Source organism: Rubricella aquisinus, from assembly GCF_014199445.1.
GTDB lineage: Bacteria > Pseudomonadota > Alphaproteobacteria > Rhodobacterales > Rhodobacteraceae > Rubricella > Rubricella aquisinus.
In genome coordinates this window covers 200533-224502 of record NZ_JACIJS010000001.1, presented here as the reverse complement: position 1 = coordinate 224502, position 23970 = coordinate 200533, and the positions used below count along the sequence as shown (strand labels likewise).

The window sequence follows — 23970 nt, the reverse complement described above, 5'->3', positions numbered from 1 at the left end:
CCGATGGAGCATCTGGCAGCGATCCACGCGCAATCCTTCACCGACATGCCGCGCCCATGGTCGGCGACAGAGCTTGCCGATGTGGCCGCCAGCCCCGGCGCGATCCTGATTGAGGAGGCGCAGGGATTTGCCCTTGGCCGGGTGGTGATGGATGAGGCGGAACTGCTGACCATCGCCGTCGCCCCCGAGGCGCGCCGCGCGGGGCGGGGCGCACGGCTTTTGACGCGGTTCGAGTTGGCGGCACAGGAGGCGGGGGCGACGCGCGTGTTCCTTGAGGTCGCGGCGCGGAATGCGCCCGCACAAGCGCTCTACCTTTCCCATGGATATGCGCCTGTGGGCGCGCGGCGTGGCTATTACCGGGGGCAGGGTGGCGCGCAGGATGATGCGGTCGTGATGGCGAAATCGCTGACCGACGCGGAACTGTCACGGAACTGACATATGCCCGCGCTATCCGGCTGCGATAGCGAATTGAAGGCCTCTTATGTTGCGTATCCTTTTCCTGTGCACGGGCAACTCCGCGCGCTCAATTCTTGCCGAAGCCACGCTGAACGGGCGCGGCGGGGCGGCGTTTCGCGGCTATTCGGCGGGCAGTATGCCGACCGGGGCCGTGCAACCCTTCGCGCTGGAGGTGATCAAGGCGCAGGGATACCCCGCGACAGGCTATCGCTCAAAAAGCTGGGATGAATTCAGCGGCCCCGACGCCGTGCGGATGGATGGGATCATCACCGTCTGTGACAATGCCGCGGGCGAGGCATGCCCGCTTTGGCTTGGCAATCCGTCCACCGCCCATTGGGGCCTGCCCGATCCTGCTGCCGTGACCGGGCAGCGCGATGTGCAGCGCGCAGCCTATGCCAGCACGCATCAGGCGCTCGCTGCACGGATCGACGCGTTGATCGCGGCCAAACCCACTGCCGCCACGCTCGCCCCCACCCTGAAACGGATCGCGGCGGAATTCGCATGAGAGAATTGGTGGCAGAGGCGCTGGGCACCCTGCTGCTGGTCGCCACGGTGGTCGGCTCCGGCATCATGGCGGAGCGGTTGACCGATGACACGGCCCTTGCCCTCTTGGGCAACACGCTGCCCACGGGTGCGATCCTCGTGGTCCTGATCACCGTGCTGGGGCCCCTGTCGGGGGCGCATTTCAATCCGGCGGTGACCTTGGCGTTTCTGGTGCGCGGGCAGATCGCGGGCGGGCTGGCGGTCAAATATATCGCGGCACAGGTCGCGGGCGGCATCGCGGGCACCATCGTGGCGCATCTGATGTTCGACCTCGCACCCTTCGCGGCCTCCACCACGATGCGCACGGGTCTCAGCCAATGGTGGGCAGAGCTGGTGGCGACCTTTGGCCTTGTCTTCGTGATTTTCGGCGGGTTGCGGTCGGCCCCTGCTGCGGTGCCGTGGCTGGTCGGCCTTTATATCACGGCGGCCTACTGGTTCACCGCGTCCACCTCCTTTGCCAATCCGGCGGTGGCGATTGCGCGCGGATTCACGGATACGTTTTCCGGCATTCGTCCCCTGGACGTGCCGATGTTTGTGGTGATGCAATGCGTGGCAGCGATAATCGCGGCCCTGTTTTGCCGCTGGTTGTTTGCGGATAAACAGCCCCGCTAGGCCCCGTGGCCTTTCCAAATTCGGCGCAATGCAGCCCGGCTGTGAAATCAAACTGTCACATACCCAATAACCCGTCTTGCAGTGCAGCATAGCCGTGGGGTACGACTCGCGTGACTTCCACCCCATGGAAAGGGTTTTGCCATGGCAGACTTCCAGAAGATCCTAATAGCGAACCGGGGCGAGATTGCGATCCGTGTGATGCGGGCGGCGAACGAGCTTGGGAAACGGACCGTTGCGGTTTATGCGGAGGAGGACAAGCTGGGGCTGCACCGGTTCAAGGCGGATGAGGCCTACAAGATCGGGGAGGGGCTTGGCCCCGTGCAGGCCTATCTGAGCATTGAGGAGATCATTCGGGTTGCCAAGATGTCTGGCGCGGATGCGATCCATCCGGGCTATGGCCTGTTGTCGGAGAACCCGGATTTCGTGGATGCGTGCACCGAGGCGGGCATCACCTTTATCGGGCCGAAAGCGGAGACGATGCGCCAGTTGGGCGACAAGGCGTCGGCGCGCCGCGTGGCGATCGAGGCAGGCGTGCCCGTGGTCCCGGCCACCGAGGTTTTGGGCGATGATATGGACGAAGTGGCGCGGATGGCCGATGAGATCGGCTATCCCCTGATGCTCAAGGCGTCCTGGGGCGGCGGCGGGCGCGGGATGCGCCCGATCCATTCCAAGGATGAGTTGCGCGACAAGGTGCTTGAAGGCCGGCGGGAGGCCGAGGCCGCGTTCGGCAATGGCGAGGGCTATCTGGAGAAGATGGTCACCCGCGCGCGCCATGTGGAAGTGCAGATCCTGGGCGACAAGCAGGGCAATATCTACCACCTTTATGAGCGGGACTGCTCGGTCCAGCGGCGCAACCAGAAGGTCGTGGAGCGCGCGCCTGCGCCCTACCTTTCGCCGGCACAGCGCGAACGCATCTGCAATCTGGGCAAGAAGATCGCGGAGCATGTGGGCTATGAATGCGCGGGCACGATCGAGTTTCTGATGGATATGGAAACGGGGGATTTCTACTTCATCGAAGTGAACCCTCGCGTGCAGGTCGAGCATACCGTGACCGAAGAAGTCACCGGCATCGACATCGTGCGCGCGCAGATCCTGATCGCGGAAGGCAAACCGCTGGTCGAGGCGACGGGCACCGCATCGCAATATGATGTGGAACTGTCGGGCCACGCGCTGCAATGCCGGGTGACGACCGAGGATCCGCTCAACAACTTTATCCCCGATTATGGCCGGATCACCGCCTATCGCGGGGCGACTGGCATGGGCATCCGTCTGGACGGGGGCACGGCCTATTCCGGGGCGGTGATCACCCGCTTCTATGACAGCCTTCTGGAGAAGGTGACGGCATGGGCGCCCACGCCAGAGGCCGCGATTGCACGGATGGACCGGGCGCTGCGCGAATTCCGCATCCGGGGCGTGGCCACCAATATCGCTTTCGTGGAGAACCTGCTGAAGCATCCCAGTTTCCTTGATAACACCTATTCCACCCAGTTCATCGACACCACGCCGGAGCTGTTCGACTTCAAACGGCGCAAGGATCGGGCGACGAAAATCCTGCGCTATATCGCGGATATCTCCGTCAACGGGCACCCGGATGTGGCCGGTCGTCCGCGCCCGGCGGAGGGCGCGAAACTGCCCAAATCCCCCGATCTGCGCGCCGCAGCGCCCGCCGATGGCACCAAGCAATTGCTGGACCGTGAAGGCCCGCAGGCCGTCGCGGACTGGATGCTGGCGCAAAAGCAGCTTTTGCTGACCGACACCACGATGCGGGACGGGCACCAGTCGCTATTGGCCACGCGGATGCGCACGATTGATATGCTCAATGTCGCGGATGCCTATGCCCATAACCTGCCGCAACTGTTCAGCGTTGAATGCTGGGGCGGGGCGACGTTTGATGTGGCCTATCGTTTCTTGCAGGAATGCCCGTGGAAGCGGCTTGTCGATCTGCGTGAGCGGATGCCCAATGTGATGACGCAGATGCTGCTGCGCGCCTCAAACGGGGTCGGCTACACCAACTATCCTGACAATGTGGTTGAGAAATTCGTGGCGCAGGCCGCGGAAAGCGGTGTTGATGTGTTCCGCGTGTTCGACAGCCTCAACTGGGTGGAGAATATGCGCGTCGCGATGGACGCGGTGATCGAGGCGAACAAGGTCTGCGAAGGCACGATCTGCTACACCGGCGACATTCTGGACGCGGATCGCGCGAAATACGACCTGAAATACTATGTCGATATGGGCAAGGATCTGAAGGCCGCGGGCGCGCATGTGCTGGGTCTCAAGGACATGGCGGGCCTGTTGAAACCCGCCTCCGCCCGGGTGCTGATCAAGGCGCTGAAGGAAGAGGTCGGCCTGCCGATCCATTTCCACACCCATGACACGAGCGGCATCTCTGCCGCGACCGTGCTGGCGGCGGCAGAGGCGGGCGTGGATGCGGCGGATGCGGCGATGGACGCGTTCTCTGGCGGCACATCGCAGCCCACGCTCGGCTCCATCGTTGAGGCGCTGGAGAATACCGACCGCGCGACCGGGCTCGATATCGAGGCGATCCGCGCGATCTCCAACTATTGGGAAGGGGTGCGCGAGCAATATGCCGCGTTTGAATCCTCACTCAAGGCGCCGGCATCGGAGGTGTATCTTCACGAGATGCCGGGCGGGCAGTTCACCAATCTCAAGGCCCAGGCCCGGTCCCTGGGGCTGGAGGAGCGCTGGCACGAGGTCGCGAAATCCTATGCCGAGGTGAACCAGATGTTCGGCGATATCGTGAAGGTCACGCCCAGCTCCAAGGTCGTGGGCGACATGGCGCTGATGATGGTGACCCAAGGGCTGACCCGCGCCGAGGTTGAAGATCCAAAGACCGACGTGTCCTTCCCCGACTCGGTCATCGACATGATGCGCGGCAATCTTGGCCAGCCGCCGGGCGGCTTTCCCAAGGCGCTGGTCAAAAAGGTGCTCAAGGGCGACAAGCCCAACACCGAACGCCCCGGCGCGAGCCTGCCCCCGGTCGATCTGGAAGCCGTGCGCGCCGAAGTGTCGGCCAAGCTTGATGGCATGGAGATCGATGACGAGGATCTGTGCGGCTATCTGATGTATCCCAAAGTGTTCACCGATTACATGACGCGGCATCTGGAATATGGCCCGGTGCGCATCCTGCCGACCCATGTGTATTTTTACGGCATGGAGCATGGCGACGAGATCGAAGTGAGCCTTGCTCCGGGCAAGACCCTCAACATCCGCCTCTCCGCCATCGGGGAGACGAATGAAGAGGGTGAGGTCAAGGTGTTCTTCGAGCTGAACGGCCAGCCGCGCAACATCCGCGTCCCGAACCGCAAGGCGGCGGCCACGGCGGCGCGCACCCCGAAGGCTGACCCGACGAATGACGCCCATATCGCCGCCCCGATGCCGGGCGTCATCGCGTCGGTCGCGGTCACGCCCGGGCAAAAGGTGAAAGCGGGCGACATGCTCTTGACCATCGAGGCGATGAAAATGGAAACCGCAATCCACGCCGACCGCGACGGCACAATCAAAACCGTCCACGCCCCCGCAGGAAGCCAAGTCGACGCCAAAGACCTCCTCATCGAACTCGAAGCCTGATCCGACACCCTCCCCCGGCCACAGCCGGGGGAATTAGACCGGGGTGAACAACACGTCGAATTCCGAGAGAAAGACCTGTTCATACCCCAATTGCGCAAAGCTGCGGCTGATCCGATCATACCGCGCCTTTTTGTTGCGCCAAATCTCCATCACCACGGCGGGACGTTCACGGGCGATCAGCTTTTGCGCCCCGGCGAGCACCTGCTCCTCCATCCCTTCAACGTCAATCTTGATCAGGTCCACTTTGCCACGGATTTCATGATCCAATGTGCTGACCTCAAAATCGCCCTCTGGATCGGGGGTGAAGGCGGTCGCCCCCTGATTGCGCTTTTGATGACGGATCATCCGGGCGTGGCTGCGTTCCGCACCCAGCAGGGTTGGCTTGACCTTGGCCTTGCTGAGACCATTGAGGTGGAGGTTCCGCTCCAATGTCGCGCGCACGCTGTCCTGCGGCTCGAAACAAACGAGTTTCTCGACCCCCATCACGGCCCCGAAAAACACCGCGTGATTGCCGATATTGGACCCGACATCGACGACGGAGCGAATGCCGCTGAACCGATCCTTGATCTGGGACAGAACGGTGGATTCGTAGAATGTCTGCTGGGACAGGATGATTTGCTGGATGATGTCGCTCATCCCCAATGGCAGATAGAACTGAACCGGCGTCCCGTCATAGTCGAATGAGGTGATAAACCCGTTTTCCTCATGCTCCTGAATCATGATCTGGCGCGTGACCTTGGCCACGCGCTGTTCCAGATGCGCGAGTTTGGTGCGCAATTGGGTCAGATATTCGCTTTCGGTCTCGGGCATGGATTTCCTGACTGCTCGGGGGTGGTTGAACCACGCCGTTAATGCCCCATTTATACTCATCATGCGATGCTGGGTCTGCGCAAATCCTTCCAACCGGAGCAGATACCCTCACGTTTTGCGGAAATTTCGGGAATTGCCCTTGATCCCGACCCGCACAAGCCGAAATGATATAAGTAAGGAAGCGCGATTTGCGCGCCGGGATATGCCTCCCGGAATATGAAAGGATGATTGCGTCATGCCATCGTTTTCGCCCACGTTAGAGGCCGCCATTCACAACGCATTGAGCCTTGCGAATGCGCGCCGCCACGAACTCGCCACGCTGGAGCATCTGCTTCTCGCGTTGATTGATGAACAGGACGCAGCGCGGGTGATGAAAGCCTGCCGTGTGGACCTTGACCAGTTGCGCACCACGGTGACGAAATTCCTCGATGAGGAACTGGAGGCGCTGGTCTCTGACATTGAAGGGTCCGAGGCCGCCCCGACCACCGGGTTCCAGCGGGTGATCCAGCGCGCGGCGATCCATGTGCAATCCTCTGGCCGCACCGAAGTGACCGGCGCGAATGTGCTGGTCGCGATCTTTGCCGAGCGGGAAAGCCATGCCGCCTACTTCCTGCAAGAGCAGGACATGACCCGCTATGATGCGGTGAATTACATCTCTCATGGGGTGGCGAAAGATCCCGCGCATTCGGAGCCACGGCCCGTGACCGGGGCGGACGACCTCAATGACAACACCACGCAGGATGCCGAAGCGCCGTCAAAAGACGAAACCGCGCTCGCCAAATATTGCGTCGATCTGAACGCCAAGGCGCGCAAGGGCGACGTGGACCCGCTCATCGGGCGGGAAGAGGAGGTTGAGCGCGCGGTGCAGGTGCTGTGCCGGCGGCGCAAGAACAACCCGCTTCTCGTTGGCGATCCGGGCGTCGGGAAAACCGCGATTGCCGAAGGGCTCGCGCGGAAAATCGTCGATGGTGAAACGCCAAAAGTGCTTGAGAACGCGACGATCTATTCGCTTGATATGGGCGCGCTTCTTGCAGGCACCCGCTATCGCGGCGATTTCGAGGAGCGGCTCAAGGCCGTGATGAAAGAGCTTGAGGATCACCCCGACGCGGTGCTGTTCATCGACGAAATTCACACGGTGATCGGTGCCGGGGCGACCTCAGGCGGGGCGATGGATGCGTCCAACCTCCTGAAGCCCGCGCTGCAAAACGGCGGCCTGCGCTGTATGGGATCGACCACCTATAAGGAATACCGTCAGCATTTCGAGAAGGACCGCGCCCTGTCCCGCCGATTCCAGAAAATCGACGTGAAAGAGCCGACGGTCGATGACGCGGTGAAAATCCTCAAGGGTCTCAAGGCGATCTTTGAGAAGCATCACGACATCCGCTACACGAATGACGCGATCAAAACGGCGGTCGAAATGTCCGCCCGCTATATCCATGACCGCAAGCTGCCCGATAAGGCCATCGACGTGATTGATGAGGCCGGGGCCGCGCAGGCGCTGGTCGCGGACAGCAAGCGGCGCAAGACGATCACCGCGAAAGAGATCGAGGCCGTGGTTGCCAAAATCGCGCGCATCCCGCCGAAAAACGTGTCCAAATCCGATGCCGAAGTGCTCAAGGATCTTGAGGCGAGCCTCAAGCGGGTCGTGTTCGGGCAGGACAGCGCGATCATCGCCCTGTCCTCCGCGATCAAGCTCAGCCGCGCGGGCCTGCGGGAGCCGGAAAAGCCCATCGGCAACTACCTGTTCGCCGGGCCAACCGGTGTGGGTAAGACCGAGGTGGCAAAACAGCTTGCCGATACTCTGGGCGTTGAATTGCTGCGCTTTGACATGTCCGAATACATGGAAAAGCACGCGGTCAGCCGCCTGATCGGCGCGCCTCCGGGCTATGTCGGGTTCGATCAGGGTGGTCTGCTGACAGATGGCGTGGATCAGCACCCGCATTGCGTGCTGTTGCTTGATGAGATCGAAAAGGCGCACCCGGATGTGTTCAACATCCTGTTGCAGGTGATGGATCACGGCAAGCTGACGGATCATAATGGCCGTCAGGTCGATTTCCGCAATGTCGTGCTGATCATGACCTCCAACGCCGGGGCCGCTGAACAGTCGAAAGAGGCGATCGGCTTTGGCCGCGACCGTCGCGAGGGTGAGGACACCGCCGCGATTGAGCGGACCTTCACGCCGGAATTCCGCAACCGTCTGGATGCCGTGATCAGCTTCTCCGCCCTGCCGAAAGAGGTGATCCTCAGCGTGGTCGAGAAATTCGTGGTGCAGCTTGAAGCACAGTTGATGGACCGGAACGTGTCCATCGAACTGACCCGGCCTGCCGCCGAATGGCTCGCCGATAAGGGTTATGATGACAAGATGGGCGCGCGCCCCTTGGCCCGCGTGATCCAAGAGCACATCAAAAAGCCGCTGGCGGAGGAGTTGCTCTTTGGTCGTCTGTCGAAGGGTGGGCTTGTTCGGGTGATGGTGAAGGATGGCGAAATCCATCTGGAAATCACCGAAGAAGAAAAGAAACGCATCTCCGGCAGCAAACCACCGCTTTTGCCGGCGGATTGATCGGATCAGGCCGGGCACATCGCCCGGCCTTTTCAGTTTTGGGGGAGCCATGCGCGGCCTTATCCTTGCCTTGAGCCTTGTCACCTTGCCCGCGACGGCGGCGGAAATCGTCAGCGCCCGCTATGACGCGCCTACCACGCGTTACGCCCATGCGGTGCTGGGCGATGACGTGGAATATGGCGCGCTGGTGTTGGAAGTGCGGGATTGCGCCGCGTGCGCGGCGCGGGAGGTGACGCACACATTGCCCCAGAACCGGGTGTTTGAGGATCTTGCCCCACGGCTTGCCGATCTCGACGGCGATGGACTGCCTGAGGTGGTGACGGTCGAATCGGATGCGCGGCAGGGCGCGCAACTCGCCATCTACAGCGCCCGCGGCAAGATCGCAGAAACCCCGTTTATCGGCCGCTCCTTCCGCTGGCTCGCGCCTGCCGGGATCGCGGATTTCGACGGGGATGGGCAAAATGACATCGCCTATGTCGAAACCCCGCACTTAGGCAAAACCCTGCGGTTCTGGACCCTCCGCAATGGCGATTTGACCCAAATCGCCGCAACTGGCGGAGTGACGAACCACCGGATCGGGGAGGACTTCATTACCAGCGCCGTGCGCGATTGCGATGGGCGCGTGAGCGTGCTGATGGCGGATGCGCGCTGGCGGCGCGTGATCGGCACCCACCTTTCCCCTGATGGACCGGTGCAAACGGATTTCGGCCTGATGACCGACTTGGCGGGCCTTCGGGCGCTGGCAAGCTGTATGTGAGTTATTGCGGCAGGCGGTAGGCCAGCGCTTCCGCCACATGGCTGCGACCCACGCCATCTGCCCCGGCCAGATCGGCAATCGTGCGCGCGACGCGCAACACCCGGTGATAGCCACGTGCGGTCATCCGGTGCCGCTCCGCCACCTGTGACAATAAATCCTGCCCGGCCTGATCCGGCGTTGCCACACGATCCAACAGATCGCCCTCCGCATCCGCATTGACCCGCGCCGATGCGTGACCCTTGTACCGCTCCTCCTGTATCGCCCGCGCACGCGCCACCCGGCCTGCGATCTCCGCCGAGCCTTCGGCAGGGTTGGGCAGGGACAGATCGGCCATCGACACGGGCGGCACGTCCAGCCGGATATCGAACCGGTCAAGCATCGGGCCGGAGATACGGCCAAGGTAATCCTGACCGCAAAGCGGCACCTTTGCGCAGGCGCGCTCCGGCTCTGTCAGGTAGCCGCATTTGCACGGGTTCGCGGCGGCAACCAGCATGAATTTGCTGGGATATTTCACATGCGCATTCGCCCGCGCGACCGTGACATGCCCCGTCTCGATCGGTTGGCGGAGCGTTTCCAGCACGGTGCGCGGAAACTCCGGCAACTCATCCATGAAGAGCACACCGTTATGGGCAAGGCTGATCTCCCCCGGGCCAGCCCGCCGCCCGCCGCCGACAATCGCGGCCATGGACGAGGTGTGATGCGGCGCGCGATAGGGTCGCGCGCGGTCAATGCCCCCTTCGCTCAACAGCCCGGCAAGCGAATGGATCATGGAGGTTTCGAGTGCCTCCTCCGGCGTCAGAGGCGGCATCAGGGACGGGATACGTTCCGCCAACATGGATTTGCCGGACCCGGGGGAGCCGACCATCAGGATATGGTGCCGCCCGGCGGCGGCAACCTCAAGCGCGCGTTTGGCCCGCTCCTGCCCTTTCACATCGCGCATATCGGGCAGATCGGCCGGCTCGTTGACGGTGCCAGGTTTCGCGTGGGGCAGGGTCATGCGCCCGTTGAAATGGTTGACGATGGCCAAGAGGCTGGGCGCGGCGAGCACCTCCACCGCGCCGACCCAAGCGGCCTCCGCCCCACAGGCGGCAGGGCAGATCAGGCCGCAATCCTCCTCCGCCGCGCGCAGGGCTGCGGGCAGTGCGCCGATCACCGGCACCAGCGATCCGTCGAGGGACAATTCGCCAAGGGCGATGTTCTGCGCCACTTCCTCCGCCGGGATCACGTCCATCGCGGCCAAAAGCGCAAGGGCAATGGGCAGATCGAAATGGGAGCCTTCCTTGGGCAGGTCGGCAGGCGACAGGTTGATCGTGATCCGTTTGGACGGCAGCGCGAGGCCAAGCGCGGTGAGCGCGGCGCGCACCCGCTCTTTCGCCTCCGACACGGCCTTATCCGGCAGGCCAACGAGGGTGAAGGCGGGCAATCCGGGCGCGAGCGCGCATTGCAGCTCCACCGGGCGGGCCTCAACCCCCTGAAACGCAACCGTATATGCGCGCGCGACCATGACCCGTGAACCCTCATTTAACCACAGGGCAGGGTAGGGCGGTTATGCCTACCAAAAGGTTAACGCATGAGACGCAGGCGGAAGGTTAACGCGGCAGGATCGGCGGGGCCGCGTTGATCTCCGCGATGCCATAGCCCGCCAGTGCCTTATATTTGGCTGCATGATCTGCGAGGATTTGCGGGTCAATCACGTCCTCTATCCGGTCAAACACGCCGCCGCACGCGTCCTCCACCATCTGCATCACGGCATCCGGGCCAGAGCCGCGATTGGCCAGCGTCACAGCAGCGGTCCGGGGGCGCATCTCCGCCTCATAGGCATGTAGGGCATCGGGGGTCACGCCATGGGCGCGGATCACCGCGCCGATCTTGCGCGCGTCGATGATCGCGGTGGTCGCCCCGTTTGAGCCAACGGGATAGGTCGGGTGCGCGGCGTCCCCCATCAGGGTAACGGCGCCATGGGTCCAGCGGTCAATCGGATCGCGATCCACCATTGGGTATTCATAAACGGCCTCTGCGCCCCGGATCAGGCCCGGCACATCGAGCCAGCCGAAATCCCATTCCTCGAACGCGGGCAGAAAATCCTCCAGATCAGCCGCGCGGTTCCAATCCTCCCGCCGCCAGCCGCTGCTTGGGTCCACGGTCAGTTCCGCAATCCAGTTGATCGTTTGCAAGCCGTCCGCCCCCACCCCGCTGATCGGATAGGCCACGACACGCTGTGTCGCGTGCCCGCACAGCGCCATGGCCGCGCCGCCGCGAAATGGTGTCGCCCGCGTCGTTCCGCGCCAGAGGATCGCGCCACCCCAATGCGGCGCGCCCTCCTCCGGCACCATTTGCGCGCGGATCGCGGAATGGATGCCATCGGCCGCGATGACCAATGATCCCTCTACCGCGTCCCCGTCAAACAAAAGCCGCCCCTCCGGCGCAAAGCCCGTCGCGCGCGCGCCCGTCACGATGCACTCCGCCCCTGCGCGCGCGATCAACGCATCATGGAGCATCATCTGAAGCCGCCCGCGATGGACCGAGTATTGCGGCCACGCATAGCCCGCCGCCCGCCCGCGCGGCTCAATCCAGATCGGACGCCCCGTTTTGGTGTAAAAGCCGTATTCCTCCGTCGCGACGCCAATCGCGGCCAAATCCGCCTCCAGCCCCAGATCGTAGAGTTCCCGCACCGCGTTGGGCTGAATGTTGATCCCGACGCCAAGCGGGCGGATGTCGCGCACGGCCTCATAAATGCGAAATGGCACGCCGATCTGGTGCAAGGTCAGGCCCAGCGTCAGCCCCGCAATCCCGGCACCCGCAATCAGGATCATCGCTGGCCCGCCAGCGTCAAAGCGGCGTCAAGCACCGCGCGATCCCCGATATGGTTGGCAAGGATGAGGATCAGTTCGGCGTTGAGCGCGGCACTCTCCTCTGCCGTGAGGCCCTTATGCGCGGCCAAAAGGGCTGCGTAAAACCCGTCATGGTCGGGCAGGTTGGGTAGGGTGTTCAGGGCCATGGCCGCCCCTCCTTGTGGTGGCTGAGTGCTGTCGTGACCTCGGCTGCAGTGGCGGTGATCCAGCGTGCCGCCACCACCTGATCCGGGCGAATGAGATAGAGCGCGTTTGCCGCATCGCCCTGATACCGGGCGCGGGCGTTGTCGCCCGTGGGGTGCAAAACCGGCAGCCCGACATCGGGGGCATCGTGGTTGAACGCCAGCAGCGTCCAGCCGCGCAATTGATCCTGCAACCAGCCCTCGGCGACGGGCGCATCCGGTGCAACCATGCCCGGCGCAGCACCCACAGGCAGGTCCGCGTCCGGCCCAAGGCCGGGATAGGTGCAGGGCCGGGATAAGCGCCCGGAATTGACCCAAGCGCGCGCAAACGCGGCCTTCCCGGCCAGTCGCAGCACCGCATCGCGAAACACCCGCTCCGCCCCATCCTCGGGGGTCATGAACCGAGTCGCGCGGGTCGAGTTGGCGATGTTTTCATCCGCGCCGTGCTGGCGTTCGCGGTCATAGCTTTCCAGCAGGGTCTCAGGCCCACCTGCCAACACGGCGGCCAGTTTCCAGCCCAGATTGTCCACATCCTGCATTCCGCCATTCCCGCCGCGCGCCCCGAAGGGGGAGACGACATGCGCGCTGTCACCGACAAAAATCACCCGATCATGGACAAACTGATCCAACCGGCGGCATTGAAAGGTATAAACGCTCACCCAATCGAGCCGGAAATCGCTATGTCCCACGACCCGCTCGATCCGGGGGATGACGCGGTCGGGCTGACGCTCCGCCTCCGGGTCCGCGTCCCAGCCCAGTTGCAGGTCGATGCGGTAGATATTGTCGGGCTGTTTGTGGAGGAGCGCCGATTGACCGGGATGAAAGGTCGGCTCGAACCAGAAATGCCGCTCGGGCGGGAAATCGGCCTCCATCTCGATGTCCGCGATGAGGAAACGCTCCTCAAACAACTCGCCCTTGAAATCCAATCCCATCAGGCCGCGGATCGGAGAGCGCGCGCCATCGCAGGCCAGCAGATACTCCGCCTCCAGCCTGTAGGGGCCATCGGGTGTGCCGATTTCGGCCCGCACATGGTCCGATTGGCTGAGGGCTGTGACCCGGTTTTTGAACCGCAGGTCAATCAGCGGATGCGCAATCGCAGCCTCGGCCAGATACTGTTCCACATAATATTGCTGAAGGTTGATGAAGGCGGGCATCCGGTGCCCGTCCTCCGGCAGCAGGTCGAAATTGAACACTTCGCGGTCCCGGTGGAATGTGCGGCCGACCTTCCATGTCACGCCCTTCTCAAGGCAGCGTTCCGCGATGCCGAGCCGGGCGAAAATCTCAAGGCTGCGCTTGGACCAGCAGATCGCGCGGGAGCCGACGGACACCACGTCATTGTCATCCACCACGACAGAGCGCACCCCGTGATTGGCCAACTCAAGCGCCATCGCCAGCCCAATCGGCCCCGCGCCGACGATCAGCACAGGGTGACGCGGCTCTGGCGCGGTCAGGCCCGGTGGCGGGGCATAGGGAAACGGGCGGTAGTCATAGGCCATTGCGCAGCCCCCGGATCGCGCGCCACAGGGACCACGCAAAGAACCCGCCGCCGATCACCACGATCTCAATCGCGGCGGGGCCCATCCAGCCCCGGGTCAGCAAAAGCCATCCGATCACGGCAAAGCCTGCCACGCTGAGGCAAAGGTAGAACCAATGCTCCCCCCGTGACGGCCCGGTCATGCCTGTAGGCCTTCCCACATCTCGATATCGCGCTGCGCGGTCCAGATGCGCGGGTGGTCAAGGCCGCGTGCCTCGTCATAGGCGCGGGCAACGTTGAAGGGCAGGCAATGCTCATAGATCGCGTAATCGCTGAATTTCGGGTCGCATTCGGCGCGCACGGCGTCCCATGCTTCCTTGAGGCTGCCACCTCGCGCGGCGACGCGGGCCGCGGGGCGGTAGGTGCTGTCCACGAAATCGCGGGTGTTTTCAATCGCGGCGTTCACCATATCCTTGCCCACAAGCGCGTCGCCGCGCCCCGGTGCGATGGCGTCCACATCGAACCATTTGATCGCGTCGAGCGTATCGCCCCAATCGGCGAAATGCCCGTCGCCGCAATAACAGGCGGAGTGATACTCAACGATATCGCCCGTGAACATGACGTTCTGATCCGGCACATGGATCACGATATCCCCTGCCGTATGCGCCCGGCCCAGATGCATCAGATCGACCCGGCGATTGCCAAGGTAGACGGTCATGCTGTCGCTGAATGTGGTAGTGGGCCAAGTCAGGCCGGGGATGCTTTCATGCCCCTGAAACAGGCGGGGGAAGCGTTGAAATTCGCTGTCCCAATCCTCCTGCCCCCGCTCCACCACCATGCTGCGCGCGGTGTCGGACATCAGGATTTCGCGCGCGCCATAGGCGGATGCCCCCAGCACGCGCACGGCGTGATAATGGGTCAGCGCCAGATGGGTGATCGGTTTGTCGGTGACGGAGCGGATACACTCGATGACCTTCGCGGCAAGGCGCGGGGTCGCCTGCGCCTCCACCACCATCACGCTGTCATCCCCGATAATGACGCCGGAATTCGGATCGCCCTCCGCCGTGAAAGCGTAAAGCCCTTCGCCCACTTGCGTGAAACTCGTCTTCTTTTCCGTCAGGTCGCCCTGACTGGCAAATGCCTTGGCCATGCGGCCCTCCCCTATTTCAGTCCCGGTGTGCCGTCGAATTTCTTATCCAGCCCGTCCCAGCAGTCGATATAGTCATCCTGCAACGGTGCCTCATCCGCGGCAAAGCGTGTCAGATGCTGCGGAAACCGGGTCTCAAACATAAACGACATGGTGTTTTCCAGCTTTTCCGGTTTGAGATCGGCATTCGACGCGCCCTCAAAGGCCGGGCCATCAGGGCCATGGGGCAGCATCATGTTGTGCAAGGACATCCCGCCGGGGATGAACCCTTTGGGCTTCGCGTCATAAATGCCGAAGATGTTGCCCATCAATTCGGACATGATGTTCTTGTGATACCATGGCGGGCGGAATGTATCCTCTGCCACCATCCAGCGGTCGCGGAACAGGACAAAGTCGATATTGGCTGTGCCCTCCACCCCGCTCGGGGCGGTCAGCACCGTGAAGATCGACGGGTCAGGGTGGTCAAACAGCACCGCGCCGACGGGGCAATAGGTGCGCAGGTCGTATTTGCAGGGCGCGTAATTGCCATGCCACGCGACCACATCAAGCGGGCTGTGCCCGATGTGCGTTTCATGAAACTGGCCGCACCATTTCACGGTCACGGTGCTGGGGGCCTCATGGTCCTCAAAATGCGCAACCGGAGTTTTGAAATCGCGTCGGTTGGCCATGCAATTCGCGCCAATCGGGCCACGGCCCGGCAGCTCGAATTTCATGCCGTAGTTTTCACAGACAAAGCCGCGACACGGCCCCTCGATCACCTCCACGCGATAGACCAGCCCGCGCGGGATGATCGCGATTTCCTGCGGCTCAACCTCAATCACGCCAAGCTCGGTGCAGAATCGCAACCGCCCCTCTTGCGGCACGACCAGCATTTCGCTGTCGGCGGAGTAGAAATACGCGTCCTTCATGCTTTCGGTGACCAGATAGATATGGCTCGCCATGCCGACCTGCGTGTTCACATCGCCTGCTGTGGTCATGGTGCGCATACCTGTCAGCCATGTCAGCGGCGCGTCCGTATGCGGCACCGGATCCCAGCGATATTGGCCAAGGCTGGTGACATCTTCGACCACATGCGGGGCTGATTTCCAGTAGGGCAGGTGGGTGCGCCGGAACCGCCCGGTATGCTTCACCGATGGGCGGATGCGGTAGCACCATGTCCGCTCATTCTGGTGGCTGGGGGCGGTGAAGGGCGTGCCGCTCAACTGCTCCCCATAAAGGCCATAGTTGCATTTTTGCGGGCTGTTCATCCCCTGTGGCAGCGCGCCGGGCAGGGCCTCCGTCTCGAAATCATTGCCGAAGCCGGGCATGTAGGCGAGCGTGTTCTTGGACATGCGGTGTCTCCCCTGATCCGTCGTTGGCAAAGTGATACGGAACCAATTGTTGCATGTGCAACAAGTTTTTGTCTGGACCTGATCAGCGCCACCTGCCACCACCATGCGGAACAAAACCAGCAGGCGGCGCGTATTCCTTTTATGACTGGCATTTCCCCCGATCCAGAGTTCCTGCTGACTGCCGAGGAGGCGTTTCCGGCGCTGGAGCGGATGTTTCTGGACGCGCAGGATGAGATCAGCGGCGGCTTTCGCATCTTCGACCCAGATACAAAGCTGCGCCATGCCAGCGATGTGGGGGAGACGTGGTTTGACCTCATCGCACATACGCTGGCGCGTGGCGTGCGTATCCGGATGGTTTTGGCGGATTTCGACCCGATTGCGGCCCCCGCGTTACACCGCATGGCATGGTGCGCGGTGCGCCAATGGCGAGCGGCCGCCGAAGCGTCGGGTCAGCCTGATCTGCTGGACATAAGGGCGGCGCTCCATCCCGCGCGGGTGGGGCTTGGCTCCCGGATGCTGCTGTTGCCAGTGATCCAGTCCTATTTGCGAAAGGAGCGGCGGCGCCTTGCTGCCCTGCCGCAAAAGGAGCGGGACACCGCGATCCGCGACATGCCCGGCCTGCGCCCGTGGCTTGAGAGCGGCGTGCTGTCGCGCCCGACGATCCTGCCGCCTTTGCATCCGGCGACACATCACCAGAAACTCGCCGTGATGGACCGCAGCCGCCTGTTCATCGGCGGGATTGACGTGAACAATCGCCGCTATGACACGCTTGACCACGCGCGCGCGGCCAAATCCACTTGGCACGATGTGGCGGTGATCGTCGAAGGCCCAGTCGTGGCGGAGGCCTGCGCCCATCTCGACACTTTCGTCGCTGTGTCGCGGGGGGAGCGGCCGCCGCCCTCCCACCAGCACCTTTTGACCACCCTGTCACAGGCGCAGCCCGGCAGCCCGCGTGGCCTGTCCCCGCGCCCGGTGGTGGATACGCTCTATCAGGCGACGCTCGCGGAAATCGCGCGCGCCGACCATCTGATTTATCTGGAGACGCAGTTTTTCCGGGATCAGCGGCTGGCGCGCGCACTGGCGGAGGCCGCGCGGGCCAAGCCTGATCTGTCGCTTGTCCTGATCCTGCCTGCCGCGCCGGAGGATGTGGCCTTTCACGGCTCCGAAGGGCCGGATGCCCGCTATGGTGAGCACCTTCAGGCCAAAGCGGTGGAGGTGGTGCGCCGCGCCTTTGGCCCCCGCGCGCTGATCGGCAGCCCGGTGCAGCCCCGGCGGAAAGACAGCGACGCGCGGGACACGGCAGAGGGCGCGCCGCTCATCTACGTCCATGCGAAGCTGTCGATATTCGACAATGCGCGCGCGATTGTGTCCTCCGGCAATCTGAATGGCCGCAGCATGGAATGGGATACGGAAGCCGGTGTGTGCCTCACCCGCCGCGACGATGTGGAGCGGCTCTCCGCGCGGGCCTACCGGCACTGGTTCGGGCAGGAGTTGACCGCCGCCGAAATGGCCCCTGCCGCTGCCGCGCGCGTGATGGCCGATGCTGCCGTTGCGAACGCGGCGCGGCCACCCGAGGACCGCGATGGCTTCATCGTGCCCTATGACAGGCGCCCGGCGCGGCGATTTGGCTGGCATCTGCCGTTCATTCCGCCGCAGATGGTCTAAGCGTTACATCAAATGCCTTCTGCGGCTGATAGCGTAACATAAATATTGCACCACGCCCGAATCCCCCTTACCCTGTTGCTCTAACAGGGGAGGTGCCGATGTACGCGCAGATGGTCAAATCCACCGGCAGCGGGGTCAAACCGCTCGATGAAATGTCACCCCAAGAGCGTGCCTTTCAGGAACGCATCGACCGTGGTGAGAAGATTGAGCCGAAGGATTGGATGCCCGACGGCTATCGCAAGACCCTGATCCGCCAGATCGGGCAGCATGCCCATTCCGAGATTGTCGGCCAACTCCCCGAAGGCAATTGGATCACCCGCGCCCCGACGCTGGAGCGTAAGGCCATTCTGCTCGCGAAAGTGCAGGATGAGGCGGGCCATGGTCTGTACCTGTATTGCGCGGCGGAAACCCTTGGCGTCAGCCGGGATGAGTTGACCATGGCACTGCTGGAGGGACGGATGAAATACTCCTCCATCTTCAATTATCCGACGCTGACATGGGCCGATATGGGCGCGGTTGGCTGGCTCGTCGATGGGGCGGCGATCATGAATCAGGTGCCGTTGCAGCGCACCTCCTACGGCCCCTATGCCCGCGCGATGGTGCGCATCTGCAAGGAGGAATCGTTCCACCAGCGGCAGGGCTTCGACATCATGATGAAGATGGCCAAGGGGACGGAGGCGCAGCGCAAAATGGCGCAAAATGCGCTTGACCGGTTCTGGTTCCCGGCCCTGATGATGTTTGGCCCATCCGATAAGGACAGCGTGCATTCCGCGCAAAGCATGGCGTGGCGGATCAAGATGAACACCAATGATGAACTGCGCCAGAAATTCGTCGATCAGACGATGCCGCAGATCGACTACCTTGGCCTGACCTGCCCCGACCCGGATATCGCATGGAACGCGGACAAGGGCGGCTATGACTTTTCAGAGCCGGACTGGTCAGAGTTTTTCGATGTGCTGCGCGGCAATGGCCCCTGCAACGCGGACCGGATGCAAGCCCGGCGAAAGGCGTGGGAGGATGGCGCATGGGTCCGCGATGGGCTGATGGCGCACGCGGCCAAAAAATCCGCACAGATGGCCGCAGAATGACCGAAACACGCAGCGAATGGCCGCTCTGGGAGGTCTTTATCCGCGGTCAACACGGCCTGTCGCATCGTCATGTCGGCAGTCTGCACGCGGCGGATGCGAAAATGGCGATGCACCATGCGCGCGACGTCTACACCCGCCGGAACGAGGGCGTCAGCCTCTGGGTCGTGCCCGCCGCTGCGATCACGGCAAGTGCGCCGGGCGACAAGGGGCCGATGTTTGAGCCATCGAATGACAAGGTTTATCGCCACCCCGATTTCTTCGACATTCCCGACGACGTGGGGCCGATGTGACGGCGCTGTTTGAGGGGTTATTGCGGCTTGGCGACACCACTCTGATCCTGAGCCACCGGGTGTCCGAATGGTGCGGGCACGCGCCTGCACTGGAGGAGGATATCGCACTTGCCAACACCGCGCTTGACCTGATCGGGCAGGCGCAGATGTGGCTTGGCCTTGCGGCGGAGGTGGAGGGGGCGGGCCGCTCTGCCGATGATCTGGCCTATCTGCGGGACGTGTGGGAATTTCGCAATTTCCTGCTGGTCGAACGCCCGAATGTGGATTTCGGCCACACGATCATGCGGCAATGTCTGTTCGATCAATGGAATGGTTTGATGTTAAACCATTTGAGTGGTTCGACGGATGACCGCATCGCCGCCATCGCACAGAAAGCCGCGAAAGAGGCCGCGTATCACACTGAGCGCTCCGCCGATCTGGTCATCGCGCTGGGCGACGGGACAAAGGAAAGCCACGCGAGGATGCAATCCGCGCTCGACGCGTTCTGGCCCTATGTGGGGGAGATGTTCACGGCCGATCCTGTCGATACGGAGCTGGCGCGCGATGGCGTGTTCCCAGATCTCGCAAGCCTGCGTGCCCCATGGGATGCGCGGATTAATGAGATTTTCGCCAGCGCGACCCTTCACAAACCGGACAGCGCTTTCGCCCATCAGGGTGGCAAATCGGGCAAGCACACCGAGCATCTGGGCCATCTGTTAACCACGATGCAATGGCTCCAGCGCGCCTATCCGGGGGCGACATGGTAGCCACCGCGGCAGAGGTTTGGGCCGTGCTTGCGACCGTGCCGGACCCGGAAATCCCGGCAATCTCCCTCGTTGATCTGGGTGTGATCCGCGCTGTTGAGTGGCAGAATGATCTGCTCACGGTGACGCTAACGCCGACTTATTCCGGCTGCCCGGCGACCCGCGTGATCGCGATGGATGTGGAGGTTGCGCTGCGCGATCATGGTGTCCAAAACCTGAAACTTGAAACACAGCTTGCCCCGCCATGGACGACCGATTGGATAAGCGATGCCGGGCGCGCTAAGCTTGAAGCCTACGGGATCGCCCCGCCTCAGCCAGCTGGTGGTCCTGCCCATTGTCCGCTTTGCAAATCGCAAGCCGTTGAACGGATTAGTCAATTCGGCTCCACCCCGTGTAAGGCGCAATGGCGGTGCCAGACCTGCCTTGAACCCTTCGACTATTTCAAATGTATCTGAAAGGCGCGTCATGGCCCGTTTTCATCCCCTCACCGTGACCGCCATTCACCGCACCATCCGCGATGCCGTCGCGGTCACACTCGCCCCGCCGGCAGATGCAGATTTCAGCTTCACCCAAGGGCAATACCTGACCTTTCGCCGTCAATTCGACGGCGCGGAACTCCGCCGCTCGTACTCCGTTTGCGCCGCCGAAGGAGATGCCCTGCAAGTGGGGATCAAGCGGGTGGAAGGGGGCACCTTCTCCACATGGGCCAATACCGAATTGCGGGTCGGTGACGTGATCGAGGCGATGCCGCCGATGGGCAAGTTTCACGCGGGCGTTAACCACGGGAAACGCCTGCTGTTCTTCGCCGGTGGCTCCGGGATCACGCCGATCCTGTCGATCCTGCGCACCACATTGCGCGATGATCCGGACGCAGATTGTACGCTGGTTTATGCCAATCGGGCGATCAACACGATCATGTTCCGGGAGGACCTGGAGGAGTTGAAAAACACCCATCTGGGCCGCTTCACCCTGATCCATATTCTTGAGAGTGATGCGCAGGATATCGACCTGTTCACCGGTCGCGTGGATGCCGAGAAATGCGCGGCTCTGTTCACCCATTGGATTGATCTTGAGCGCATGGATACGGCATTTATCTGCGGGCCGGAGCCGATGATGCTGACGATTTCAGAGGCGCTCCAGCAAAATGGTTTAGCCAAGGACCAAATTCGTTTCGAATTGTTCGCATCGGGCCAGCCGGGGCGGGCTAAGCGCCCGGCAGCCTCTGCCACCATCGCCCAAACCGGCGCGCAGGCGACGATCACCCTCGACGGCGCCGCCCGCGAAATCACCATCGCGCCGGGGGATACGGTGCTCGATGCCGCACTCGCCGCCGATCTTGATGCGCCGTTTTCCTGCCGGGCTGGGGTGTGTTCCACCTGCCGTGCGCGCGTGACCGAAGGCGAGACTGAGATGATCGCGAACCACGCATTAGAGGATTACGAAGTCGCGCAAGGATATGTGCTGACCTGCCAATGCCTGCCGCGCAGCCCGGTGATCCGGCTTGTCTACGACCATTAAATCCGGGGCACACCGCCCAGAACCATATCGGCCACGGTGCGCGCATATGAGGCGCGCGCGTCCTCCGTCTCATCCCGGTTCCACATGTAAAACCAGTTGAGCATGCCGAACACGGCCATCGTCGCCTCCCGCAATTTGCGCGCGTCTCCGGCAAATGCATCGGGGGCCGTCCGGGTCAGCGCGCGGGACATGTGCATCACCAGATCGCGCTGATAACCACGCAACACTGCCTGTTGCGCATCCGGGAGGGCAGAAAGGCCCGTCTGTTGCACCCGGTGTTCATTGTCGGATCCCGCATAAGCGCGCAGGATCGCCGCGATCAGCGCGTGCAAATCTGCATCCGGCGCTCCGTCCAGCGGGACGGCGACAACCTGATCCCGCAACCCATGCAAATAGCTGTCGAGCACGTCGAACAGCAGCGCATCCTTGCCCGGGTAATAGTGGTAAATCGCCGCTTTCGACACGCCACAGGCCTGCGCAAGCTGGCTCATCGACGCGCCATCGACGCCCTGTTCGGCAAACAGGCGCGCGGCCTCCCGCAACAGGCGGTGGCGTTTGGCGTCGTGATCCTTGGCGCGGGGGCGGGGCATGGTTAATCCTTGGGGCGGCTGTCACGCAGGCGCTGCGCTTTGCCCTCGGACCGGGGGACGCCACCGGGGGTGGCGACGGCGATGTCACAGGTCACGCCAATGATGCTCTTGATCTGATGGGACAAGGCGCGCGCCGCACCCGCGCGGGCCGCGTCATCCGCCTGCTCGGGCAGGGCCTCCACATGCACACGCAACGCATCAAGCCGCCCATCGCGATAAAGCTCCAACTGGAAATGCGGGCTGAGGCCGGGAGTGGCGAGCAACACTTCCTCAATCTGGGTCGGAAACACGTTCACGCCACGCAGATTGATCATATCGTCAGATCGCCCGGTGATCTTTTCCATCCGCCGCATGGTGCGCGCGGTGCCGGGCAACAGCCGGGTCAGATCGCGGGTGCGGTAGCGGATCATCGGCAACGCCTCTTTCGTGAGTGTTGTGATCACAAGCTCCCCACGCTCGCCCTCCGCCACTGGCTCTCCGGTCTCGGGGTTGATGATTTCGGGGTAGAAATGATCCTCCCAAAAGTGCAATCCGTCCTTTGTCTCCACGCATTCATTGGCGACACCCGGCCCCATGATTTCCGACAGGCCATAGATATCGACGGCATGCATGTCGAACGCGTCCTCAACCTCCCGCCGCATCGCGTTGGTCCATGGCTCCGCCCCGAACACGCCCACCTCAAGGGAGGTGTCGCGCGGGTCAATGCCCTGCTCCCGAAACGCATCCAGAATGTTGAGCATGTAAGAGGGTGTGACGAGGATCGTGGTCGGTTTGAAATCCTGAATGAGCGTCACCTGCCGCGCGGTCATCCCGCCTGATACGGGCACCACCGTGCAGCCCAGCCGCTCCGCCCCGCCATGCGCGCCAAGGCCCCCGGTGAACAACCCGTACCCATAGGCGATATGCGCCACATCGCCCGCGCGTGTGCCACTTGCCCGTAGGGAGCGGGCCATCAGATCGGCCCAGTTTGACAGGTCATGCGCGGTGTAGCCCACGACCGTCGGTTTGCCCGTCGTGCCGGAGGACGCATGAAGCCGCGCAATCCGCTCCCGCGGCACCGCAAACAGGCCGAACGGATAATGATCGCGCAAGTCCTGCTTCACCGTGAACGGGAATTTCGCAATATCTGCAAGAGCTTGCAGATCATCCGGGTGCACCCCCGCCGCGTCAAACCGCGCGCGATACATCGGCACATTGTCATAGGCATGGCGCAGCGACCAGCGCATCCGTTCCAGTTGCAGGGCGGTGATTTCGTCGCGCGACGCGGTTTCGATCGGGTCCAGATCGCCGGGTTTGGGCGAGAGGTCTTTCATGCGGTGCCCTCCTCGAAATGGGTGCCGCCAATGATGCGGGAGCCGCCCCGGAAATGAGCGATTTCGGTGCCGTCCTGCCGGGTTACGGTCACGTCATAGATGCCATTGCGTCCGACAAGGCTGACCTCCCGCGCGGTCGCGGTCAGCCGATCACCCGCCCGCGCGGGGGCTGTGTAAGTGATCGAATTGGCTTGTGCGACCGCGATCTGATTGCGGCTGTTACAGGCAAAGGCAAAGGCGCTGTCAGCAAGCAAAAACGTCACGCCGCCATGGCAGGTGTCATGCCCGTTCGTGTGGTGCTGTGCGACGGTGAGGGACATCACCGCGCGCCCCTCTCCGACCGCGTCCAGCGACAATCCGGCCCATTTCGACGCGTCATCCCGTGCCCACATGGCATCGGCGCAGCGTCTGGCGCGCTCGTCCCCCGTCATGCGATCCTCCCCATGCTTTT

At 62.8% G+C, this 23970-nt stretch carries 23 protein-coding genes; 12 read left to right on the top strand and 11 right to left on the bottom strand.

The window, feature by feature from the left end:
- Positions 1 to 3: 3 nt before the first annotated feature.
- From FHS89_RS01020 to FHS89_RS01005, 4 genes are all read left to right on the top strand, one after another.
- Positions 4 to 435 (top strand): GNAT family N-acetyltransferase, encoded by a 432-nt coding sequence (locus FHS89_RS01020; RefSeq protein ID WP_184007579.1) that lies wholly within the window; start codon positions 4 to 6, stop codon positions 433 to 435.
- Between the two features lie 46 nt (positions 436 to 481).
- Entirely contained in the window at positions 482 to 961 is a 480-nt protein-coding gene (locus FHS89_RS01015) for an arsenate reductase ArsC (RefSeq protein ID WP_184007576.1), read from the top strand.
- The gene (locus FHS89_RS01010) at positions 958 to 1611 is read left to right on the top strand and encodes an MIP/aquaporin family protein (RefSeq protein ID WP_184007574.1); all 654 of its coding nucleotides are present in this window, start codon (positions 958 to 960) and stop codon (positions 1609 to 1611) included. The genes FHS89_RS01015 and FHS89_RS01010 overlap by 4 nt, the downstream gene beginning before the upstream one ends.
- A gap of 141 nt (positions 1612 to 1752) precedes the next feature.
- Complete coding sequence (locus tag FHS89_RS01005; protein WP_184007572.1) at positions 1753 to 5199, top strand: pyruvate carboxylase; 3447 nt, start codon at positions 1753 to 1755, stop codon at positions 5197 to 5199.
- Positions 5200 to 5232: 33 nt separating this feature from the next.
- On the opposite strand, the gene FHS89_RS01000 is transcribed toward FHS89_RS01005, so the two are convergent.
- Positions 5233 to 6009: an FkbM family methyltransferase gene (locus FHS89_RS01000; RefSeq protein WP_184007570.1), complete on the bottom strand. Its 777-nt coding sequence runs from the start codon at positions 6007 to 6009 to the stop codon at positions 5233 to 5235.
- A 235-nt stretch (positions 6010 to 6244) separates the two neighbouring features.
- On the opposite strand from FHS89_RS01000, the gene clpA reads away from it, so the two are divergent.
- Together clpA and FHS89_RS00990 are read left to right on the top strand one after the other, a co-directional pair.
- On the top strand, positions 6245 to 8569 hold the full coding sequence (clpA, locus tag FHS89_RS00995; RefSeq protein ID WP_184007568.1) for an ATP-dependent Clp protease ATP-binding subunit ClpA: 2325 nt from the start codon (positions 6245 to 6247) through the stop codon (positions 8567 to 8569).
- A gap of 49 nt (positions 8570 to 8618) precedes the next feature.
- A complete protein-coding gene (locus FHS89_RS00990) occupies positions 8619 to 9326 on the top strand; it encodes an FG-GAP repeat domain-containing protein (protein ID WP_184007567.1) in 708 nt (235 codons plus the stop codon).
- Position 9327: 1 nt separating this feature from the next.
- Here the strand turns inward: FHS89_RS00990 and FHS89_RS00985 are convergent, their stop codons facing one another.
- From FHS89_RS00985 to hmgA, 7 genes are all read right to left on the bottom strand, one after another.
- On the bottom strand, positions 9328 to 10830 hold the full coding sequence (locus tag FHS89_RS00985; protein WP_184007565.1) for a YifB family Mg chelatase-like AAA ATPase: 1503 nt from the start codon (positions 10828 to 10830) through the stop codon (positions 9328 to 9330).
- An 85-nt stretch (positions 10831 to 10915) separates the two neighbouring features.
- Positions 10916 to 12139: a flavin-dependent oxidoreductase gene (locus FHS89_RS00980; protein ID WP_184007563.1), complete on the bottom strand. Its 1224-nt coding sequence runs from the start codon at positions 12137 to 12139 to the stop codon at positions 10916 to 10918.
- Positions 12136 to 12324: a DUF2783 domain-containing protein gene (locus tag FHS89_RS00975; RefSeq protein ID WP_184007561.1), complete on the bottom strand. Its 189-nt coding sequence runs from the start codon at positions 12322 to 12324 to the stop codon at positions 12136 to 12138. The genes FHS89_RS00980 and FHS89_RS00975 overlap by 4 nt, the downstream gene beginning before the upstream one ends.
- Complete coding sequence (locus FHS89_RS00970) at positions 12315 to 13856, bottom strand: FAD-dependent oxidoreductase (RefSeq protein WP_184007558.1); 1542 nt, start codon at positions 13854 to 13856, stop codon at positions 12315 to 12317. Before FHS89_RS00970 ends, FHS89_RS00975 begins: the two co-directional genes overlap by 10 nt.
- Positions 13846 to 14037, bottom strand: a complete 192-nt coding sequence (locus FHS89_RS00965; RefSeq protein WP_184007556.1) for a hypothetical protein — start codon at positions 14035 to 14037, stop codon at positions 13846 to 13848. Before FHS89_RS00965 ends, FHS89_RS00970 begins: the two co-directional genes overlap by 11 nt.
- Positions 14034 to 14984: an MBL fold metallo-hydrolase gene (locus tag FHS89_RS00960; protein ID WP_184007554.1), complete on the bottom strand. Its 951-nt coding sequence runs from the start codon at positions 14982 to 14984 to the stop codon at positions 14034 to 14036. The genes FHS89_RS00965 and FHS89_RS00960 overlap by 4 nt, the downstream gene beginning before the upstream one ends.
- An 11-nt stretch (positions 14985 to 14995) precedes the next feature.
- Positions 14996 to 16312, bottom strand: coding sequence for a homogentisate 1,2-dioxygenase (hmgA, locus tag FHS89_RS00955; RefSeq protein ID WP_184007552.1), 1317 nt, complete (start codon positions 16310 to 16312; stop codon positions 14996 to 14998).
- A gap of 141 nt (positions 16313 to 16453) precedes the next feature.
- On the opposite strand from hmgA, the gene FHS89_RS00950 reads away from it, so the two are divergent.
- From FHS89_RS00950 to FHS89_RS00925, 6 genes are all read left to right on the top strand, one after another.
- The gene (locus FHS89_RS00950; protein WP_184007550.1) at positions 16454 to 17977 is read left to right on the top strand and encodes a phospholipase D-like domain-containing protein; all 1524 of its coding nucleotides are present in this window, start codon (positions 16454 to 16456) and stop codon (positions 17975 to 17977) included.
- A gap of 98 nt (positions 17978 to 18075) precedes the next feature.
- Positions 18076 to 19065, top strand: a complete 990-nt coding sequence (paaA, locus tag FHS89_RS00945) for a 1,2-phenylacetyl-CoA epoxidase subunit PaaA (RefSeq protein WP_184007548.1) — start codon at positions 18076 to 18078, stop codon at positions 19063 to 19065.
- Complete coding sequence (gene paaB, locus FHS89_RS00940; protein ID WP_184007546.1) at positions 19062 to 19355, top strand: 1,2-phenylacetyl-CoA epoxidase subunit PaaB; 294 nt, start codon at positions 19062 to 19064, stop codon at positions 19353 to 19355. Before paaA ends, paaB begins: the two co-directional genes overlap by 4 nt.
- Positions 19352 to 20101: a 1,2-phenylacetyl-CoA epoxidase subunit PaaC gene (gene paaC, locus FHS89_RS00935; RefSeq protein WP_184007544.1), complete on the top strand. Its 750-nt coding sequence runs from the start codon at positions 19352 to 19354 to the stop codon at positions 20099 to 20101. The genes paaB and paaC overlap by 4 nt, the downstream gene beginning before the upstream one ends.
- Positions 20095 to 20553, top strand: a complete 459-nt coding sequence (paaD, locus tag FHS89_RS00930) for a 1,2-phenylacetyl-CoA epoxidase subunit PaaD (RefSeq protein WP_184007542.1) — start codon at positions 20095 to 20097, stop codon at positions 20551 to 20553. Before paaC ends, paaD begins: the two co-directional genes overlap by 7 nt.
- Before the next feature lie 10 nt (positions 20554 to 20563).
- Positions 20564 to 21616 (top strand): 2Fe-2S iron-sulfur cluster-binding protein, encoded by a 1053-nt coding sequence (locus FHS89_RS00925; protein WP_184007540.1) that lies wholly within the window; start codon positions 20564 to 20566, stop codon positions 21614 to 21616.
- Here FHS89_RS00925 and FHS89_RS00920 read toward each other — a convergent pair.
- The 3 genes from FHS89_RS00920 to paaI are packed head-to-tail and all read right to left on the bottom strand — an operon-like array spanning position 21613 to position 23950.
- Entirely contained in the window at positions 21613 to 22206 is a 594-nt protein-coding gene (locus FHS89_RS00920; protein WP_184007538.1) for a TetR/AcrR family transcriptional regulator, read from the bottom strand. The two genes, FHS89_RS00925 and FHS89_RS00920, sit on opposite strands and share 4 nt — an antisense overlap.
- 2 nt (positions 22207 to 22208) lie before the next feature.
- Positions 22209 to 23519 (bottom strand): phenylacetate--CoA ligase PaaK, encoded by a 1311-nt coding sequence (gene paaK, locus FHS89_RS00915; protein ID WP_184007536.1) that lies wholly within the window; start codon positions 23517 to 23519, stop codon positions 22209 to 22211.
- Positions 23516 to 23950: a hydroxyphenylacetyl-CoA thioesterase PaaI gene (gene paaI / locus FHS89_RS00910; protein WP_184007534.1), complete on the bottom strand. Its 435-nt coding sequence runs from the start codon at positions 23948 to 23950 to the stop codon at positions 23516 to 23518. Before paaI ends, paaK begins: the two co-directional genes overlap by 4 nt.
- Between the last annotated feature and the right edge of the window lie 20 nt (positions 23951 to 23970).

Excerpts from the sequence above, each read along its gene's own strand:
- FHS89_RS00920 (WP_184007538.1), bottom strand. The coding sequence starts at position 22,206 with ATGCCCCGCCCCCGCGCCAAGGATCACGACGCCAAACGCCACCGCCTG.
- paaB (WP_184007546.1), top strand. The coding sequence starts at position 19,062 with ATGACCGAAACACGCAGCGAATGGCCGCTCTGGGAGGTCTTTATCCGC.
- FHS89_RS01020 (WP_184007579.1), top strand. The coding sequence starts at position 4 with ATGGAGCATCTGGCAGCGATCCACGCGCAATCCTTCACCGACATGCCG.
- FHS89_RS00985 (WP_184007565.1), bottom strand. The coding sequence starts at position 10,830 with ATGGTCGCGCGCGCATATACGGTTGCGTTTCAGGGGGTTGAGGCCCGC.
- FHS89_RS00975 (WP_184007561.1), bottom strand. The coding sequence starts at position 12,324 with ATGGCCCTGAACACCCTACCCAACCTGCCCGACCATGACGGGTTTTAC.
- FHS89_RS00950 (WP_184007550.1), top strand. The coding sequence starts at position 16,454 with ATGACTGGCATTTCCCCCGATCCAGAGTTCCTGCTGACTGCCGAGGAG.
- hmgA (WP_184007552.1), bottom strand. The coding sequence starts at position 16,312 with ATGTCCAAGAACACGCTCGCCTACATGCCCGGCTTCGGCAATGATTTC.
- FHS89_RS00960 (WP_184007554.1), bottom strand. The coding sequence starts at position 14,984 with ATGGCCAAGGCATTTGCCAGTCAGGGCGACCTGACGGAAAAGAAGACG.
- paaD (WP_184007542.1), top strand. The coding sequence starts at position 20,095 with ATGGTAGCCACCGCGGCAGAGGTTTGGGCCGTGCTTGCGACCGTGCCG.
- FHS89_RS01000 (WP_184007570.1), bottom strand. The coding sequence starts at position 6,009 with ATGCCCGAGACCGAAAGCGAATATCTGACCCAATTGCGCACCAAACTC.
- FHS89_RS00965 (WP_184007556.1), bottom strand. The coding sequence starts at position 14,037 with ATGACCGGGCCGTCACGGGGGGAGCATTGGTTCTACCTTTGCCTCAGC.
- FHS89_RS01010 (WP_184007574.1), top strand. The coding sequence starts at position 958 with ATGAGAGAATTGGTGGCAGAGGCGCTGGGCACCCTGCTGCTGGTCGCC.
- clpA (WP_184007568.1), top strand. The coding sequence starts at position 6,245 with ATGCCATCGTTTTCGCCCACGTTAGAGGCCGCCATTCACAACGCATTG.
- paaA (WP_184007548.1), top strand. The coding sequence starts at position 18,076 with ATGTACGCGCAGATGGTCAAATCCACCGGCAGCGGGGTCAAACCGCTC.
- FHS89_RS01015 (WP_184007576.1), top strand. The coding sequence starts at position 482 with ATGTTGCGTATCCTTTTCCTGTGCACGGGCAACTCCGCGCGCTCAATT.
- FHS89_RS00925 (WP_184007540.1), top strand. The coding sequence starts at position 20,564 with ATGGCCCGTTTTCATCCCCTCACCGTGACCGCCATTCACCGCACCATC.
- paaK (WP_184007536.1), bottom strand. The coding sequence starts at position 23,519 with ATGAAAGACCTCTCGCCCAAACCCGGCGATCTGGACCCGATCGAAACC.
- paaI (WP_184007534.1), bottom strand. The coding sequence starts at position 23,950 with ATGACGGGGGACGAGCGCGCCAGACGCTGCGCCGATGCCATGTGGGCA.
- FHS89_RS00990 (WP_184007567.1), top strand. The coding sequence starts at position 8,619 with ATGCGCGGCCTTATCCTTGCCTTGAGCCTTGTCACCTTGCCCGCGACG.
- FHS89_RS00980 (WP_184007563.1), bottom strand. The coding sequence starts at position 12,139 with ATGATCCTGATTGCGGGTGCCGGGATTGCGGGGCTGACGCTGGGCCTG.
- FHS89_RS00970 (WP_184007558.1), bottom strand. The coding sequence starts at position 13,856 with ATGGCCTATGACTACCGCCCGTTTCCCTATGCCCCGCCACCGGGCCTG.
- FHS89_RS01005 (WP_184007572.1), top strand. The coding sequence starts at position 1,753 with ATGGCAGACTTCCAGAAGATCCTAATAGCGAACCGGGGCGAGATTGCG.